Raw genomic sequence first — 17,017 nt, forward strand, 5'->3', positions numbered from 1 at the left:
GCAGATGTCTTAAATTTAGATGGTGTCAATCATAGCTCACTACACAGTAGAGATCCATATTTATGCGCATAGACCGCCGCCTTGCCCGGGAAGGGTTGACGGATAGCCAGCTGTTCTTTATCGAATGCTGGGCTAATTTCTGCCACAAAAACAGCCCGGATACTGACCGGGTTGGCTATAGCAATGCGTTAAGTACCGTTCAAGAGCTGCTTTTTTTGTACGGCATGGAGGATCGTTTTCACGCCGATAAGAAACGCCGGCGAGTAGTGTTAGAGCTTCTTGATATTCTCGAACAGGACAATGTCCTAAAAAGCGACCTATTTATTGATACGGTCTCACAGCTAATCAGTCTCCTACCTCGCGACCAGTTGGATGATTCCACCCGAAGCCCCGTTGAAAAACGCCCTCGTCTAATCCGTAGCCTGTGTAGTCAGTTGGCAAATATCTCTGAAAGTCACTATGTCACACAAGCGCTTGCTCTTTTGGAACAACAGCTGTTCACTCATCAGATGTTGGGTACTGAGGAAGCGTTAAGAATCTACTCACTGACAAACAATATTATGAGCATACTGCTAACCAGGGGAATGACGCTCACTGAATGTTACCTTTTATATATTAATATATTCCGTAACCGTGTGGTTGATGAGCCAGACGCTTTCCGTACTGCATTCGATTCCTTTCGTCAGAAGCTGGTGACTCCTACAGAAGAAGTGACAGTGCGCATGTTCATTGTCAGCGAGAAGCTTTACTCCCTCCTTATTACCCATGGCCCATTTCTGCATTTTAACGGTTGTCTATTTAGACCATTAGAAGATAACCGCATGCGTTTTTTATCCGTAGATATCCCCGTTTGCTCCATGTCCGATGCATCCGCTCGTAACATGGCTGGGCAAATGCTGCGTGAATCGTTAGACGTAATCGCTTACATGGCCGGAAAGGGAGATATAACTATACAGAAGCAGTTTGTAATTGTCCGAGGGGAGGAGGAAACGGAAGTGCCTCGCTTCGATAATGAGATTGAGGCAAATGCTGACCGATTAACCGATGAAGAATTTACTCAATTCATGGTGGCTATGAGCGGGCTATTTGCAGGTACTCCAGATGCGTCACGTAAGAAGATAAGCTCCGCATTTCGATTCTTTCGCAATGGTATTGAGAATCCAGGCCAAGAAAGTCGCTTCACCGCATATTGGTCAGCGCTTGAGTCCTTGACTTTGGGTGTTGCACCAGGCACCCCTTCACATGATGAGCACGTGATAAGCGTTGTGGGGCCTTGCATGGTACTTGATTACATTGTGAAACAACTTTTTTCCCTTCGTCAGGTTCTCCATTTTCTGCATCGGGGCCCTGAAAACCCTTTACGCGAACCGGGAGTTGCTTCACTTACACTGGGAGAATTATTTGTACTGTTGAAAGATCCGGTTCGGGCTAACGATTTATTGGCAGATCTGGAGGGCTACCCTTACGTCAAGTACAGCGTCGGCAAATTAGCGGAAATATGTGCATCGCCTGAGAAAATGGAGAAAAAGTTGTCTGGCCACTTAGATAAGGTCACTCGGCACCTACATCGATTGTATCTCCTACGGAATACCATCGTGCACAACGCGGGGACAAGTCCCCATATAGAACTCCTAACGGTAAATCTTGAGCATTATCTGCGAGCAACTATCAGTGCTCTGTTCCATATTGTCGTAATTCATCCAACAGTCAGTACAGCCGAGGAAGCGTTTACCCGTTGCCAGTTTACTGCTGATTCTGTTTTTAAAGAACTGAATCCACTCTGGGGAATAACAGAAAGAAAAGCTATTGCTGCGATTCAGAAACAACTGGATGATAGAGATATATCTAGGAGTGACACACGTCTTATCAAATGGTTGAATGCACACCATTGATAGTTCTGTGCCAGTAATTACAACTCTACCAATCTTGAATAACTGGAATCATTCTTATTAAGAGGGATTTCTGCGTGAAAGGTTCTTAATGGAATAAATTGGATCTACTTCTTCATAGCCCTATGACCAGGCTGGCCAACAGAAGCGCACCAACTGCAGTGGTGCTTCGAGCAACACAAAACTTCTATCTGCGGTCGCTGCAGGAAATAATTCAAACCCTCACTGCGGGCGATCTGCACTTGGACATCCGGGTAGACGGTTAGCGCGGCGATTTTCCCGCCGCAGTCGGCGACTAGCTCCCGCGCCTGTAACTGGTTCTGACCGGTAGATGTCGTTCGTACGCTGTGTGCAGTTTGCTGAGCACTTTCGCCGAACGGAGAATTAGCCAGCGCCGTGGCAACCCTACGTACTTTGTACGGAGATTTGTAACATGACAGATGAACAGAGAGGAGACGGCACACGCATCAATGCAGACCTTGATGCCGCCGTGCACTGCCAGGCCGAGGACCGGTATGGGTTTACCCACGTCGCGAAGCAGCTGGCACTCGCCATCGAGGGATTAGGCCGGGACGGCAGCGCCGTGATCGGCATTGAGGGAGTCTGGGGCTCAGGTAAAACCAGCCTGCTCAATTTATTGCGTCTTGCCCTCGAGGCCGGACTGCATGAGCGGACCTTTGTGCTGTCCGTGTCGCCCTGGCTGGACGGTGGGAGAATGAGTCCCGTTGAATCCCTGCTTTTGCCGGTCGCGGCCATTATTGCGGAAGAAGAGAAGCGCGCGTTATCGGCCTCAGCGCTCAGACGCCTGAAGCGAAAGAAAACGCTGACTGACACGGCATCGACCGTGTTGCGATACAGCCAGTCGACCGCTCGCCACCTAGCTCCGGTAGCCGAAATTGCCGCGCTGGTACCCGGCATGCCCAACGCCAGTGGGGCATTGAAGGCCTACTCAGACGCAGAGTTTCTGACGAACAGAAAGACGACCGCCGAGCTGCGCGCCGAAATTGGCGATAAAATTACCGCGCTGGATCTGAGTTTTATCGTCGTAATGGACGACCTGGACCGGCTGGAGCCAGCACAGACCGTAGAAGTCGTGCGCCTGGTGAAATCCGTGGCGGATTTTCCCCGATTTCGCTATATCCTGTCTTACGACAAATCGGTGCTGGCCCATGCCATTCAGACCGGTCTGGGTGTCACGGACGGTGCTGCCTACCTGCAAAAAATCGTGCAGATTTCGTTCAGCCTGCCTCGTCCGGAGGCTTTTAGCCTGCGGCGGGAATTCATCAGCGGCGTGACTGAACTTTATCAGGACGTTAACGGCAACAGTGCCGGAGAGGACCTGTTGGCCGATCTTGCCCGCGTGACGGATGTCTACGGCGCCGCGTTGTCCACGCCGCGGGAGGTGAAGCTGGTTCTTAATATACTGAGATTTCGCTACGCAGGGGTGCGCGATTACGTTTATCTGCCCGACCTGTGCCTGCTGCAGCTTATCCGTATCAGTAACGCCAGCCTCTATGACTGGATAGAGCAGTATCTGACGGAGCGTGCTGTCGTCGACTCAGGTGACGGCAGCGTCAGTGAAGAAGAACAAACCGGGCTGAAAGACGCACTTATTGCACATCTGGCCCATTTTCCTCCCTCAACGGCGCGCACGGCCTACCATCTCAGAGATTGGATCCCGGGGATAGCTGGCTATGACAACGAAAACATTACACTTTTTTCCCAAACGGGGGATCGCGAACGCGCTGAGATGACGGCCAATAAGCGCCTTGCCAGCGGTGCTTATTGGCGTTACTACTTCGCCTTCTCCTCTCCACAGAATGTGCTACCCCCAGCGTTTTTTGATGACCTGTTCCATCAGGCGGCTGACCCGGCACAACAAGCGGCGATGGCGGAACTATTACTGGGGAAAATCGACAGCAATAATGTGTCCTCACGCACCTGGTTTGAGCACATTCTCAGCCAGCTTTCTCTACCGATGGTGGCCACGCAAAGCGCGAAGGCCTGCGAAGGGTTGGTGAGATTTTTCTTTGATTACAGCGATACCGTAATACAGCGCTATCATGAATTAAACGTGTGGTTTGCAGCGTATGATCTCGATTTGTACGGGGTTGTCGACCGGTTAATACAAAGAATGTGTCAGGAAGACAGGGCAGCCTCAATAGCTGTCCTCCAAAACATCTGTGTAGAGGGAACTGCTTGGTCATGGATTGCAAGATATGTGCGACATCAGCTGTGGCAAAATGGGGTGGTCGGAAACAGACAGGTGGTAGAGAATGACAGGGTACTGTTCGATGAAGAACTGAAGGGGTTGTTGCCAGGGCTTGCTGAACGGTTGAACAAGGACGAGATTCAGAGCCGTCTTTTAAATACGGACGATCTCCTGTCGTACCTTTATGCCTGGAGCGACATCGATAAAGCGGAACGTGTCAGAATCTGGGCTGAAAAGGTTATTCAAACCGATAATGGACTGCTGCAGTTGCTTATGCGCTTAAGAGGGCGTGGCATCAGCAGTGATATAGGTCGTTACCTGAGTCTGGACCTTAACAGGCTTAGTGAATTTCTTGGCGATGAAGAGGTAATAGAACAACGGCTTGCTCGCATAGACGCCGGGGGGCAACATCCAGAAGTCATAAGGGAAATCAGGACTGCCCAGGAGCACGCTCGATTTTAATGCCATTGGCCGGATGGTTTTGTTATTACCACCCGGTCACCACGCCCTGCTCTTTTAGCCGATGGCGGGTTCGCTTAACGTAAGCTGCATCAACGGTTTCCTCTGAATTAAGATTGCGAGTAATGTTGCATATCGTTGCGAGGGTTTCATCTGACAAATTGAAGCCACGGGGTAATGAATATCCAACCAATCCATTTTTTTGATCATTAATACGGTCAAACAGCTCCCTGAAATAATCCGTCAAAGAAGGGCGGCGGGCATTAATGATAGCCTCAGTGGCGTCATCAGCGAACTCAGTGATTACTTCTTCCAATCCCATTACATGCAGTATATCTTCAACTGCTGGCCAGTGCTTCAGGTCATAAACATTAAGCAGTGCAAGCTTACTTTTGAGAGATGACTGATAATAGCCATTATCTTTACCTGCTTCATCAATTAGTTCAGTCAGGCTTACCAGCCGCTCGCAGTAGAAATGGCCACTGAGGTTCAGTAATTCAGACCGGCGCTCAAGCATGGTCGCCAGCCTGATGCTTGCTTCGCTAATGGCCTCATTGAGAGCGGTAAGTTCCCGGAAATCTGAGCGCAAGCGGGCATGCTTTTCCTCGGTACCAAAGCTTGCGGCAAAAATAAGCTGCTCCAGCAAAATCCAGAGTCTGGTTCCTGTGATCCCCCGCTCAGCCAGCTCCTCATAGACCGCGAACATTTCATGATGACGAGTGATAAGGCGGTCAAAAACCGGCCAGGTTGAATTCCATGCCGGGCTGACGCCATCTTTCCAGTCGTGCAGTTTATCTATGAGTAATTGCCTGACATTTTCAGACTGATTGTGTAAATCGGCAGACATTCGCATTTTCCTTGAAAAAATTATGTTTTCGGGCCCATTATTTACATGAAGATGAAGAATGTCGGTAACGGGAGGAAAATTTTTATCAAAGTCAGAGGTACTTTGCCACGACAACATTGCCGTACATATAGGCATGCATAAATGTCACATCGCTGACTCACTCCTTAATTTAATCTTAATTAAGATGATGAGCATTTGTTACTGTTCATAGTAGGAAAATGATATTAATTTGCCTCTTCATCATCAACTTGGTGCATTCGTTTGGAAGCGCGCTTGAAATGGATATCCAGTTAATCCTCGTTGGAAAAGTGGTCCCTGTCACGCCATTGTTAAGATGATTTTTGAAAACCACCAAGTTGTGTTTTCAGGCGTAGGTGTTTAACAGTCTATTCCGACCCTATTTTATAGCTCAGCAGGTCTCCTGATAGGGGAACCGTAATTACGAAAAGAGAAGAGCCATGGACGAATTGAAAAAAATATTTACCCCACGTCTCAAAAAACTTGTCCTAGATTTGTTCGTTGAGTCTGCAAAAGGCCTACCCGGTGTGGGAGGTATGGTCAATGCTAGCGATAAATTATTGCGAGGCCTGGCCGATATTGAACAGGAGGAGCGGCAAAAGCGTCTAAAAGATTACGCTCTGGGCTTGGCTTACGATTACGTTGAAGATGTTGAATTTCGAGAGGAAGAAGTACTGACGGTGGTTCGCAAACTCGTTGCAGATGATGAGGCAGCAAAAACTGAATATTACACACGTCTTACGCTGGGTCTTGGTCGTATTGATATGGAAACGCTTCCCCCCAAAATGCGCTATCATCTCATCCGCATGACAAGCGAACTAACCTGCTACCAGATCGAGTTTGCTAGGGAACTGAAGATCCGCAAAACAGTACCGATTATAGGTACTCTCTCGCTAGATGAAGCCGAACTTAAACTTACCTCAATGGAAAGAGGTATGACTCTCCAGGCTGTAAGTACTCTTAGAAATTGGGGGTTAATAAAAGAAGTATCGCTTCCTCCTCGTGCGAAACCACCGGCTGGCCAGTTGTACGACTTAACGCAAGATTTTCATACATTGATGAGTTTGCTTTTCCACCCTGATGATTTTTCCCCTTTAACCATAGATCAGAAGCCCAAAGAAATTGTTGATGTCATTATCGTGGAACCATATAGCTCAGCCGACAATTTGTATGAAGAGTACCTTACATCTATCCTCAACAGAGAGGGAAAGAAGGTGTCTGTCGAAACTAGAGGAAGCCAGCACCTGTATGAAAAGCTGGGGCATCGCTACCTTCATACGGGGGAGTTGCTCAAAGATAAGAAAAAATTCATTAGATTTAATCTGACCAAAACGGGCCACAAGTCTGACGCAGAGACTCAACGTACGTTCCTTATAGAAAAGGAACTATATACCAGATTTAATAATAATAGTTCGAGTGCGCAAAGTAAGTTACGTCAGAAGTTGGATGAAATAGCGAGCGCTGTGCTGGAGTAGCTAAGGAAGTAGTTCCTGTTTGCTTGCACTCCTGAAGGCACGTTTCCCATGAAAAGGGAATATGATGAATAAATTCAACTTAATCATGGCTATAGACTGTGCAGTCTAGATTTAACGCTGATTTGATTTTTTGAAGTAACAGGTAGGGGGTGGAAAGCGGGGCACTTGCCCACGCTTTTAAGTTTTCTTAACATTCTTTCTTTTCAACGGAGATTCAAAACCAGCAAGGCTGTCTTTTTTCTTAGTTCTCGGAGAAACAACTTCGCCAATTTCGCCTACTTCTTTTCCACATAACTTCGCAGCTTCTGATATCAACTTGATGCGCATATTCTTGTAATCTGAAGCAATGCGCAAAACATCATCACGGCTGTATCCGTTTTTTGGGCGTTCGGACGTGGATGTAAAATTACGGTTCGATGACATGAATATGTTGCTCCATATAAGATTGGTTATAATTGTAGCCTAAATTTTGCTCATTTTCACGTAAAACCTTGTTGTACATCCAGGATAGCCCCCTATCCATAGGGATGGCCACTATTGCTCCAAAGTTATTATTTTCAATGTAATCAAAGACCGCTACAGCTAAGCCATCATTTACAAACTCTCTCATCTCCTTGAAAGTAAATTTCATGTTTACAACCGGCGTATATCTGTACACTCCCTCGTCTTGTTTGAATATCACATAATCGAAGAAATTGACCACATAGAAATCGTTTTCGATCTTATCGGCATTATATTGGTCATAGAAAAACGGGTGCATTTCTTCCGGAAGTCTTACAATTTCCACAACAAACTTACACTCAACCCCTACGTCTTTAACAATGCTGATTAGATAGTGTGTTCCCTCAACCAGCCCTGGAGGAGTGTATCTATTAACCGTTACATTCATTTAACTCCCGCCTCTCATTTCATGAGTCACATGACATTTATTTCGTTAAAATTATATTTTTCAATTAGTTATTTCTTTCATTTAAAATCACCATCTTTAAGTATGCAAATCCAATTTTTTGGTAACTTGCCATTTTCAAATCTGCATCGCCACAGGTTTAACAGACGCTTCCAAGTAGTTAAGATGACTTAAAAATAGAGGTACTCATGAGCGGTAATCTTATCTCACGACTTTAAAATCATTAATGTGAAAGTGTCGGGATGCATAGTACAAGTCATAAAAATATCAATATGATTTAATTTCAACATCAATTTAATATTATTTTCATTGTATTCTATGTTCCATCCCTTAGGCATAAGGTGACTACTTTCATAATGGAAAGCGGTCACTTTCATAATGCCTTTGAAAAGAGATGCTGCTTTCATAAGAATGCATCACAGTCAGTACATAATTCACTCTTAAACACCGGCGTATACCGCCAATTTTGCTGTAACTTATGAAAGTGACCGCTTAACGAATGCCGTTTATGAAAGTAACCGCCTTTCTTGCAGTGCGTTATGAAAGTGACCGCTTTTATGAAGAAGCGAGCCCAAGCTTTGGAGAGCGGGTATGGATGATGAACATGATCTCCCTCCCCTTTTTCGTCTCTGTATAGTCTATGTAGCCGATTTTCTTCAAATCAGTCATTGCCCTGCGGATCGTCGCGTTTTGGTCTTTTACTTGCGATTCCATCGCCAGACGCTCCCGGAGGCGTTTCATTGAAACAAACAATGTAGATGGGGGCATACTTTCAAAGTACACATACAGGGACTGAGCTGCTTCTTTACGGGATAACTCTGAAAGGGCTTTTAGACCAAGCAAAACCTTGTGATCATATCTGTACAGTTCCCATAGACTTGGGTCCCCAACAATTTCAACCAGATCAGCGTCCATATCTAACACCGCACGTTGTACCAAATGCGTCACCAGGGAGCGTTTGCCATCTTTGCTGCGAAATGCCAGGGTAACACTCGATAAATTGAACAAAGAGTCACTGAGACGTGTTCTGGCACGTCCATTGATGTCTGTGGGCTTTAAACCACACATCCGGGCAAATTCTGAGAACGGTAAGGTTATTTTTTCACTGGAATAACCGTATTTTGAAAAGGCAGAGATGATCCCTATCCACGTTTTGAAATCAGTGGACATACCGAGCTTGGCGCCCTGAATCTTGATATTTGTATACCCTTCCTGCCTGGCAACCTCTAAGCTGGAAAGTTCTTCTGACGCATCAATCAGAAATTCCCGCTTCCCCTTTTCCTTAGGTGAAACAGGGGTAAACACACTCAATCTAAGTAGTGCTACAGGCTGGACAGTTTTGCTGCTGTTCGGGATCAGTTCATAAGCTGTGCCTGAATCTTTCTTGATGATCGCGAATGGACTTTCTGGTGGATTGATATCATTAGAGTTTTCCATTTATCCACACCGTATTTGAAATTTGAGAACTTTTTATGAAAGTAACCGCCTAAAGGTTATGAAAATAACCGCCTTTATTATGAAAGTAAACGCTAAATTTATGAAAGTAACCGCTTTTTTTATGAAAGTAACCGCTCAATGTGCCGATTTAAGTAATGTTTTCAATAGAATACGAGGCTGGTGATCTGTTTTTCTTTAATATGATCTAATTATGATCTTAAGAATTGTAATATCAGGTGTATATGTGGATAACTTATTGATCCAGAAGACTCTGACTAGATCCACTCTTCAGTTCGGAACGGATGAAAGGGATCTTCTCCTATTCGTTCACCATCTTTCGTTACTGTAACGTCCAAAATTTTCACTGTTGGCATAACCAAAACCGTCGATATCAGGGAACAAAGTTAACTGGCGTACATCAAAGCTATCTTCGAGGATCCTTAAACAAACGCTTTTCATTTCCGGCGTAAGACCAATCGCCAGGAATGCCTTCTTTTCTTTTATAAACGCCAAACTACTTACTGGGTCATCACAAACTCTGCTGTATAAAAATTCAGCGCTTTGAGCTGCAATTCTTTTTGTTACTACTGAACCGCTCCGGTTTTCCTGGAGAGTATTTTGCCTGAGTGATCAGGCTGCCACATCCCGGTCATTCAGCGAAGCGTAATAGGCTTTTTCTGCCTCCACTGGCGGGATATATCCGGTCCGTTCCATCAATCGGTGATTATTGTACCAGTCCACCCATTTCAGCGTAGCCAGCTCAACATCCTGTCGGGTTTTCCAGCTTTGCCTGTGGATCACCTCCGCTTTGTACAACCCGTTGATACTTTCTGCCATCGCATTGTCATATGAGTCGCCCGTGCTGCCTGTTGAAGCCAGCAGCTCCGCGTCCTGCAGCCGTTGCGTGTACGCCAGTGACACATATTGCGAACCTTTGTCGCTGTGATGGATGGTACCGCTCGGGCGTCTGGCCCACAGCGCCTGCTCCAGTGCATCCAGCACGAACGACGTTTCCATCGTGGATGAGACCCGCCAGCCCACGATAACACCGGCGAACACATCAATGATGAAGGCCACATATGCGAACCCCTGCCAGGTGCTGACGTAGGTAAAATCGGCCACCCAAAGACTATCGGGCCGTTCAGCCACGAACTGCCGGTTCACCCGATCCTGCGGTGTTTCGGCTTTGTTGCTGCGGGTGGTTCTGACACTTTTGCCGCGTGTCACCCCACGTAGCTGCAGGGCTTTCATCAGGCGCTCAATGGTGCAGCGGGCAACGCCGACACCTTCACGTTTTAGCTGTCGCCAGACCTTACGCACACCGTAAACGCTGTAGTTTTCTTCGTATACGCGCTGTATCTCAGGTATCAGCACGGCATCGCGTTTATCCCGACTACTGCGTCGTTCAGGACACTTCCGGCGTTGCTGATGCCAGTAGTACGTTGACGGAGCAATATCCAGCTCATGACAGACTGGCCCGACCCCGTGTTCACCGCTCAGATTTTCCAGAAGCGGCATTATTTTTTCCAGTGGCGGTCGAGCTCCGCCTGGGCAAAATACGCTGAAGCCTGACGCAGAATATCATTGCTGCGGCGCAGCTCGCGGACTTCCCGCTCCAGTTCTTTCAGACGCTGGCGTTCGCTGGCAGTCAGCGCATTCTGCTCATCATCAACGGGCTCCTGCTGACGGATCCAGATACGCAATGTCTCGGGAGTGCAGCCGATCTTAGGGGCAATGGAGCAGATAGCGGCCCATTGTGAGTTGTAGGTATTCTGGTTTTCCAGAACCATACGAATAGCGCGTTGACGAACTTCAGGGGGAAATCGGTTATGTTTTGTCATCCTGGTTACCTCTCTCAAAGAATGTAGTCTCCAGGATTACCGGGGCGGTTCACTACAGGTGGTTGCCAGACAACAGGATGTGAGCCCGTATCAAGACCTTTAGTGTCCCCTGCCCCAAAAATTTCGTTATATCCCCTTTCTTCAGAACGACCTTCAAAACCCAGAATATTACTTATATGCCATCCCAGTAGAATGCCTGTTTTGTCAGTTTGCGATCTGCAAGCGAACCATAAAGCCACTAACATATTTCTTGATACATCGATCAGCCTAGTTGCAGCACCATGGTGTTGAAGCTTTGCCAGTAACTCAAAATCAGTCAACTTCCTGCCATTTTCATAGCCATAGCCCTGATGCCAAGCGTTAAGTAGCAGATCTCTTTCATAATCGCGCATCGTCACCTCAGAAGGTGGCTCTTCCCAGCGTCTTTCTTTCAAGAGACGGCGATATGCTGAACTATGTATTGCCCAACTCACATCACCCTGCCCTCTCCACATGTATACACTTCGTCTGTCACCAGAATGGTCATCAATAATTTCCAAAATCTGGCTAAATTTACTAGGAGTGTGTATATCTCACCAAACAACAAAGTCTGCATTTTATGCACGTGTTTAACCATTATTACGCATCTAAAAAACAATCAATTTAATATCATAATGATAGTATTATAAGTGTTAAAAGAAACGATAGAGAATATCCTCTAGTCTTTCTTCCCACCAATCATTGCGCCTTCATTAAGTACATGCCGGATCCCGATGTTGATCAGAGCCGCGCGCGAAAGCCCTAGGTCTCCTGCTTTCTGGTCTAATTGGTCAAGGATATCTGGGGTGATAGTTAACGTGATTTGTTGTTTTTTCCCTTTAATGACACCTTTCTTTTTGGCTGACTGGCCATCTGGAGCACCTTCGATGAAAGCATCTAGTTTAGCGTTGGCTTCATTTGTTTTTTTTGGTGGTTTTGTAATTGCCATTTCATATCACCTTAATATTAATATGATGTTTTATTGATTGTTAAATAGGATGCTTATGAGGGTAGTAAGTTCCAGATTAGCTTTAGCATCTTGTGGCTTATATTCAAAGACGCATTGGCCTGAACCAGCAGCATTTGAAAATGCTTTACGGCCAACAATATGTTCAGGGATAAACTCAAGCTCCGGGTAATCGGTAAAGATGGCTGCAGCTTCTCTATTGTCTATTGAGTTACGATTTGCATCGGCAACGTTAATGATTGAGTAAGCTTTCAACCCGTCACGCACACTACGTGCCTCTGTAATTAGGTCTGAAATATCCTGCAAAGCCCATACATCAAAACTGCCTGGACGGTAGGGAACTAAAAGGACATCTGTCAAAACGAGTGCTGCACGCAATGCTGTTGAGTCCCTGCCGCCAGCATCAATGATCACATCATCATACTTTGCTTTTTGCTGCATAAGTTGTGAGCGCAGAATCGGGCCATCAGCATAAGCCGAGCATGCGATACCTGGTTGGATATCGTTTTGTGCTCTTATGCTGATCGCCGTCTGTGCTGTCTCCTGCCGGTCAGCATCAATAAGTAGGACATCACGGCCTTGCATGGCTCTGGCGGCAGCAATATTCACTGCAAGTGTTGTTTTCCCTACACCACCTTTAGTATTCCCAACTGTAAGAATCATTTTTTACCCTCATTTTAATATTAAAATGCTGTGCTTATGATGTTCTTATACTAGCAGTAAAATATCTTTTTAAACCAGCATTTTCTCAGATAATTATCATTAAATAATATTATTTTAATATTAATATAATTTGTTTTTGAGGTGTAAATGATTGGTAACTAGATAAAGAGAAATTTTTTGCATTGGTTAACTGTGATAGATGCAATTGCTATTGCATCAGAGTCACTTTTTCTCCACTTAGGTGACTCTTCGATAGCCCTAGTTTTGAAATTACTATTTAAAAGTATTCCAAGCATAAAACTCCCGTCCGACCATGCTGTGGGAATTGCGTGGGGTGGGCAGAGCAGAAGCACAATCCAGATTTTAAATGTTGAGATGGATTAATGGTATGTAAGTTATTTTAATATCATTAAAATATTAAAAAGGCATTATTTAACAATCATAATGATTTTTATTTAATATCGTATTGCCGCTAAAATTTACACGCAGATAGAGAAGGGTCAACGAATCGAGGCAACCGGTAAATCCGACCATCTTGTAGTGTAAGCAGGGGAGAGCATGTCACGTTTCATCTGCCATTCGGGTGCAATCCCACGTCCCGCAAACCATACCTTTCCCAGGCCAGAATTATTGATGCCATCGAGAACGTGCATCAACGCGTCACTGGCAGGTCGGGGCTGAACTTCATCGAACAAATCCAACTGTGATACACCGTTTGGTGTGAAATCATTGAGCATGATTCCGGCCTTTGCGTACCGGCGGCCATCGTCCCAGATACGATCGAGTGCCTTCATTGCGGCCGCAATAATATCGCGGGTGTCTCGTGTCGGTGTGGTGAGCTTTTCAGTGGCCACGTTGCTGTAATAGATTTCGTTGACTGCGAAAGGTGATGTTTTCACGAAAACGGAAATATGCCGGCAGTACTGATGTTCACCCCTGAGCTTTTCCGCTGCCCGTTCGGCATACTGGCAGACGGCCTGACGCATCGCCTCATAGGTTATGATCCTCTCGCCGAAAGAGCGGCTGCAGATAATTTGCTGTTTTGCAGGCGGGGCTTCCTCCAGGCTGATACAGCTTTCGCCGTTCAGTTCCCGACATATCCTTTCCAGGACAACGCTAAAGTTCTTCCTGATAAAAGTGGGATTTGCGCGAGCGAGCTGCAGGGCAGTGTGAATACCCATCAGGTTTAGCTTTTTTGAAATCCGACTTCCGCAGCCCCAGACTTCCTGAACGGGCATCAGCGATAACAATTTTTCAGTCCGCCGGGGATTACCCGGCGTAAGAGCCAGTACACCCTTAAATTGTGGCCATTCCTTCGAGGCCCACTGAGCGGCTTTGGCCAAAACTTTGCCGGGTCCCATCCCTACACCGATGGTCAGGCCAGTTCCCTTCAGAACGTGGGCGCGCAGCTGGTGGCCAAAGGTTTCAAAATCCATGCAGTTATCGATGCTTCTGATATCAATAAACATTTCATCGACGCTGTATTGCTCCACGCGTGGCGAAAGTTCCTCTAAATGACTCATCACCCGTTGAGAAAATGAGTGATATAAGGAATAGTTGCTGGAGAACGCGTACACCTTCTCAGGGAACGACATCTGCTGGATCTGAAACCACGGCATGCCCATTTTTATGCCTAATTTTTTGGCTGCTGCGGATCGCGCCACGCAACAACCATCATTATTACTCAATATTATCAATGGTTTACCGCGAAGCTTTGGGTTAAGAACCGCTTCGCAGCTTGCATAAAATGAATTTACGTCCGCCAGGGCAAACATCATTCACCGCCCCGGGTTTTATGCACAAAAGCCATCACGACTCCAAAAATCTGCAAGTCCTCCGGATAGATTGTCGGAAAGTTAGGGTTCATGGCCTGAAGCCCTGGGCGAGGTGTCAGTAACAGTCTCTTTACCGTGAATTCACCGTCTATCTCCGCTATCACAATGTCACCATGATGTGCCTCTTCTGCCTTATCTACGACCATCAGGTCACCGCTGTGCAAACCGATATCTGTCATCGAATTTCCAATCGCCCGGACGAAGAACGTGGAGGATTTTTTCTTTATACAGTAATCGTTCAGATCCAGTTCTGCGTCAGCGTAGTCGGCACAAGGGCTGGGAAAACCGGCGGGGCATCGTTCAATAAACAGGGGTAACGAAACCTTCACCGGATCAACGGCGGCGGGAGTGATATGTAGCATGGCAACTCCTTTTAATAATACTGTATATAATCACAGTATTATTGTTGTGAAAAATCAGACTTGCAAGCGCCGCATGGCTTCTTTTAACTAGCTCTCTGTTTTCTCAGGCGGAAATAATTCGTGGGAACATTCTTTGAACAAAAGGCATTCCACCTCAAATAAACCCTATTTTGATGATTTAATAATACTCATTATGAGTAATATTAATTGCAATTAGTCCTTTTTGGGGTATTATATTTACTCTAATTGAGTAAATATAAAGGTGTGTCATGAAAAAGATGGGTTGTGACGACGGTTCGACGAACGTAAAACTGGCCTGGCGGGACGGCGATGAAATCTGTACCTCTGTCTCGCCGAATTCGTTTAAAGCGGGGTGGAAGGTCGCCGGGATCGGCAGCAGTGAAACGTACAACTATGAAATTGACGGGCTGAAGTACTCCTTTGACAGCGTCAGCCATCAGGCGATCAATACCACCAACATCGAATACCAGTATGGCGACACCAATTTGCTGGCCGTACATCATGCACTGCTCACCAGTGGCCTGCCGCCACAGCCGGTAAGCCTGACGGTCACCTTACCTATCAGTGAGTTCTACACCAGCGACTGTCAGCATAACGAGGCCAACATACAGCGTAAAATTGACAACCTGCTGCGGCCGGTAACGCTGAACAAGCGCGAAACCTTCACCATCGCACACGTTGACGTCATGCCGGAATCGTTGCCTGCCGTGATATCGCCGCTGGAACGTGCAGGGGTAGGGGCGCTGGAAACCTCGCTGGTTATTGATCTGGGGGGAACGACGCTCGATGCCGGTGTCCTGGTGGGGCAGTTTGAAGATGTCAGTGCCATTCAGGGCAATTCTACGATCGGCGTATCGATGGTGACACAGGCCACACTCACGGCACTGCGTATGGCCAACAGCGACACCAGCGCCTTTGTGGCCGATCAACTGATACAGCGACGGCATGACCGCGAGTTTGCCGCCACAGTTGTCAACGATGAGTCAAAAGTGGACTATGTGCTGGACATGATAAGTTCGTCCATCGAGCGACTCGGGGAACGGGTGGTCAATGAGTTGTCGGCGTACCGCCAGGTGAACCGGGTTTGGCTGGTGGGTGGCGGGGCGTCGCTGATTGAGGCTGCCGTGCGCCGTGCCTGGAAACTGGCCCCCGACCGTATTGTGGTGGTCAATGAACCCCAGACGGCGCTGGTTCGCGAACTTGTTTTACTTTAATTCCAAGGAGCGCTATCCGTGACCGACAAACGTAAGAAACTGACCGTCTATTTGCACCCTGAAGACGACAGTCAGGATGCCAGGGCGATGGAGATTATCGAGTCAGTTCCCCTGCGCACCCGTGGTGATTTTTTCCGGGCGGCGATCGTCGGCGGAAGCGCGTTATACCAGCTGGATAAGCGTCTGCCTTATCTGTTGTCCATGCTGTTCGATGGCCAGCTGACCGCCGACCAGCTGGTGGGTATTATTCAGCAAACGACGGGATGGCAGCCCACGACGGCCAGCATTCAGGACGTCATTGCCGCCTGCGCTGGCCAGGTATCTGCCCCCTCAGTGCTCCCGGAACCCACCGGCAGTACGGAAGGGGAAGGGCAGGCCCGGACTAATTTCAAACGCATGCTGAAAAAAGACTGAAGCCCTCCGGCGTGCCGGAAGATTTGTGGAGAGAACCATGTCATTGATGCTGTTATGCAAAGGGATAATCGGACTGGAGACGCTGACGGGCAGGGCGCGCAAAAGCGCGGCGGAGTGGTGTTTTCTCCTCAGCTGCCTGTTTATTGTGCCGCTGCTGATATTTGACGGATTCAGTGTGCCGGTGAAGATACTCCTGCAGCTGTGCTGGGCGATCGTGGTGGTACGCGCGGCCTTTCTGGCCTCTGAAACTTGGAAGAAAAACCGTAAGTAAAACCGTAAGTAAAACCGATCATCGTTTTCCGCCGGCCCGCGTGCCGGTTTTTTTATGGCTACATCAGGCCGGGAGTGTGCGGTTTTCACCTCAGCTGCAGACGATATGACGCTTCCTCGTCGCGGCTGTTCGTTCCTCGCGGTGCTGCGGTACGCCTCAGCCGAGTC

General features: G+C 47.2%; 16 protein-coding genes and 1 other annotated feature. Of the genes, 6 read left to right on the top strand and 10 right to left on the bottom strand.

The window, feature by feature from the left end:
- The first annotated feature begins 62 nt into the window (after window positions 1–62).
- Both ACOZIO_RS23365 and ACOZIO_RS23370 read left to right on the top strand, forming a co-directional pair.
- Window positions 63–1,892, top strand: a complete 1,830-nt coding sequence (locus ACOZIO_RS23365; protein ID WP_112197748.1) for a hypothetical protein — start codon at window positions 63–65, stop codon at window positions 1,890–1,892.
- Window positions 1,893–2,322: 430 nt separating this feature from the next.
- On the top strand, window positions 2,323–4,563 hold the full coding sequence (locus ACOZIO_RS23370) for a KAP family P-loop NTPase fold protein (RefSeq protein WP_112197314.1): 2,241 nt from the start codon (window positions 2,323–2,325) through the stop codon (window positions 4,561–4,563).
- A gap of 25 nt (window positions 4,564–4,588) precedes the next feature.
- Here the strand turns inward: ACOZIO_RS23370 and ACOZIO_RS23375 are convergent, their stop codons facing one another.
- Window positions 4,589–5,407: a hypothetical protein gene (locus ACOZIO_RS23375; RefSeq protein WP_112197313.1), complete on the bottom strand. Its 819-nt coding sequence runs from the start codon at window positions 5,405–5,407 to the stop codon at window positions 4,589–4,591.
- A 458-nt stretch (window positions 5,408–5,865) separates the two neighbouring features.
- Here ACOZIO_RS23375 and ACOZIO_RS23380 point away from each other — a divergent pair, with 458 nt between their 5' ends.
- Window positions 5,866–6,900, top strand: coding sequence for a hypothetical protein (locus tag ACOZIO_RS23380; protein ID WP_112197312.1), 1,035 nt, complete (start codon window positions 5,866–5,868; stop codon window positions 6,898–6,900).
- 177 nt (window positions 6,901–7,077) lie between these two features.
- On the opposite strand, the gene ACOZIO_RS23385 is transcribed toward ACOZIO_RS23380, so the two are convergent.
- The 9 genes from ACOZIO_RS23385 to umuD form a co-directional block, all read right to left on the bottom strand.
- Window positions 7,078–7,323, bottom strand: a complete 246-nt coding sequence (locus ACOZIO_RS23385; protein ID WP_157962076.1) for a hypothetical protein — start codon at window positions 7,321–7,323, stop codon at window positions 7,078–7,080.
- Window positions 7,307–7,789 carry a hypothetical protein gene (locus tag ACOZIO_RS23390; RefSeq protein WP_112197311.1) on the bottom strand — a complete coding sequence of 161 codons (483 nt, stop codon included), beginning with the start codon at window positions 7,787–7,789 and terminating at the stop codon, window positions 7,307–7,309. Before ACOZIO_RS23390 ends, ACOZIO_RS23385 begins: the two co-directional genes overlap by 17 nt.
- A 573-nt stretch (window positions 7,790–8,362) precedes the next feature.
- Entirely contained in the window at window positions 8,363–9,244 is an 882-nt protein-coding gene (locus tag ACOZIO_RS23395; RefSeq protein ID WP_112197309.1) for a RepB family plasmid replication initiator protein, read from the bottom strand.
- Between the two features lie 630 nt (window positions 9,245–9,874).
- Window positions 9,875–11,085, bottom strand: a protein-coding gene (locus ACOZIO_RS23400) for an IS3 family transposase (RefSeq protein WP_369707198.1) whose coding sequence is annotated in 2 segments (ribosomal slippage) — window positions 9,875–10,800 and window positions 10,800–11,085 — 1,212 coding nt in all. Because the reading frame shifts where the segments join, the coding sequence is not laid out codon by codon here.
- Window positions 10,691–10,807: a sequence feature (AL1L pseudoknot), on the bottom strand. It overlaps the preceding gene by 117 nt.
- Before the next feature lie 14 nt (window positions 11,086–11,099).
- A complete protein-coding gene (locus ACOZIO_RS23405; RefSeq protein WP_112197307.1) occupies window positions 11,100–11,579 on the bottom strand; it encodes an FRG domain-containing protein in 480 nt (159 codons plus the stop codon).
- Between the two features lie 203 nt (window positions 11,580–11,782).
- Window positions 11,783–12,052 (bottom strand): ribbon-helix-helix domain-containing protein, encoded by a 270-nt coding sequence (locus ACOZIO_RS23410; RefSeq protein ID WP_112197306.1) that lies wholly within the window; start codon window positions 12,050–12,052, stop codon window positions 11,783–11,785.
- 30 nt (window positions 12,053–12,082) lie between these two features.
- A complete protein-coding gene (locus tag ACOZIO_RS23415; RefSeq protein WP_112197305.1) occupies window positions 12,083–12,733 on the bottom strand; it encodes an AAA family ATPase in 651 nt (216 codons plus the stop codon).
- A 500-nt stretch (window positions 12,734–13,233) separates the two neighbouring features.
- Window positions 13,234–14,508, bottom strand: a complete 1,275-nt coding sequence (umuC, locus tag ACOZIO_RS23420; RefSeq protein ID WP_224267005.1) for a translesion error-prone DNA polymerase V subunit UmuC — start codon at window positions 14,506–14,508, stop codon at window positions 13,234–13,236.
- Complete coding sequence (gene umuD, locus ACOZIO_RS23425; protein WP_224267004.1) at window positions 14,508–14,930, bottom strand: translesion error-prone DNA polymerase V autoproteolytic subunit; 423 nt, start codon at window positions 14,928–14,930, stop codon at window positions 14,508–14,510. The genes umuC and umuD overlap by 1 nt, the downstream gene beginning before the upstream one ends.
- Before the next feature lie 269 nt (window positions 14,931–15,199).
- Here umuD and parM point away from each other — a divergent pair, with 269 nt between their 5' ends.
- Genes parM through ACOZIO_RS23440 form a run of 3 tightly spaced genes read left to right on the top strand, consistent with a single transcriptional unit; the run spans window position 15,200 to window position 16,850 of the window.
- Window positions 15,200–16,165, top strand: coding sequence for a plasmid segregation protein ParM domain-containing protein (gene parM, locus ACOZIO_RS23430; RefSeq protein WP_421589578.1), 966 nt, complete (start codon window positions 15,200–15,202; stop codon window positions 16,163–16,165).
- An 18-nt stretch (window positions 16,166–16,183) separates the two neighbouring features.
- Window positions 16,184–16,579, top strand: coding sequence for a plasmid partitioning/stability family protein (locus ACOZIO_RS23435; protein WP_224266898.1), 396 nt, complete (start codon window positions 16,184–16,186; stop codon window positions 16,577–16,579).
- Between the two features lie 37 nt (window positions 16,580–16,616).
- Window positions 16,617–16,850: a hypothetical protein gene (locus ACOZIO_RS23440; RefSeq protein WP_213052954.1), complete on the top strand. Its 234-nt coding sequence runs from the start codon at window positions 16,617–16,619 to the stop codon at window positions 16,848–16,850.
- Window positions 16,851–17,017 lie beyond the last annotated feature (167 nt).

Origin of the sequence: Rahnella sp. PD4 (assembly GCF_049199325.1) — a bacterium.
Lineage (GTDB): Bacteria > Pseudomonadota > Gammaproteobacteria > Enterobacterales > Enterobacteriaceae > Rahnella > Rahnella perminowiae.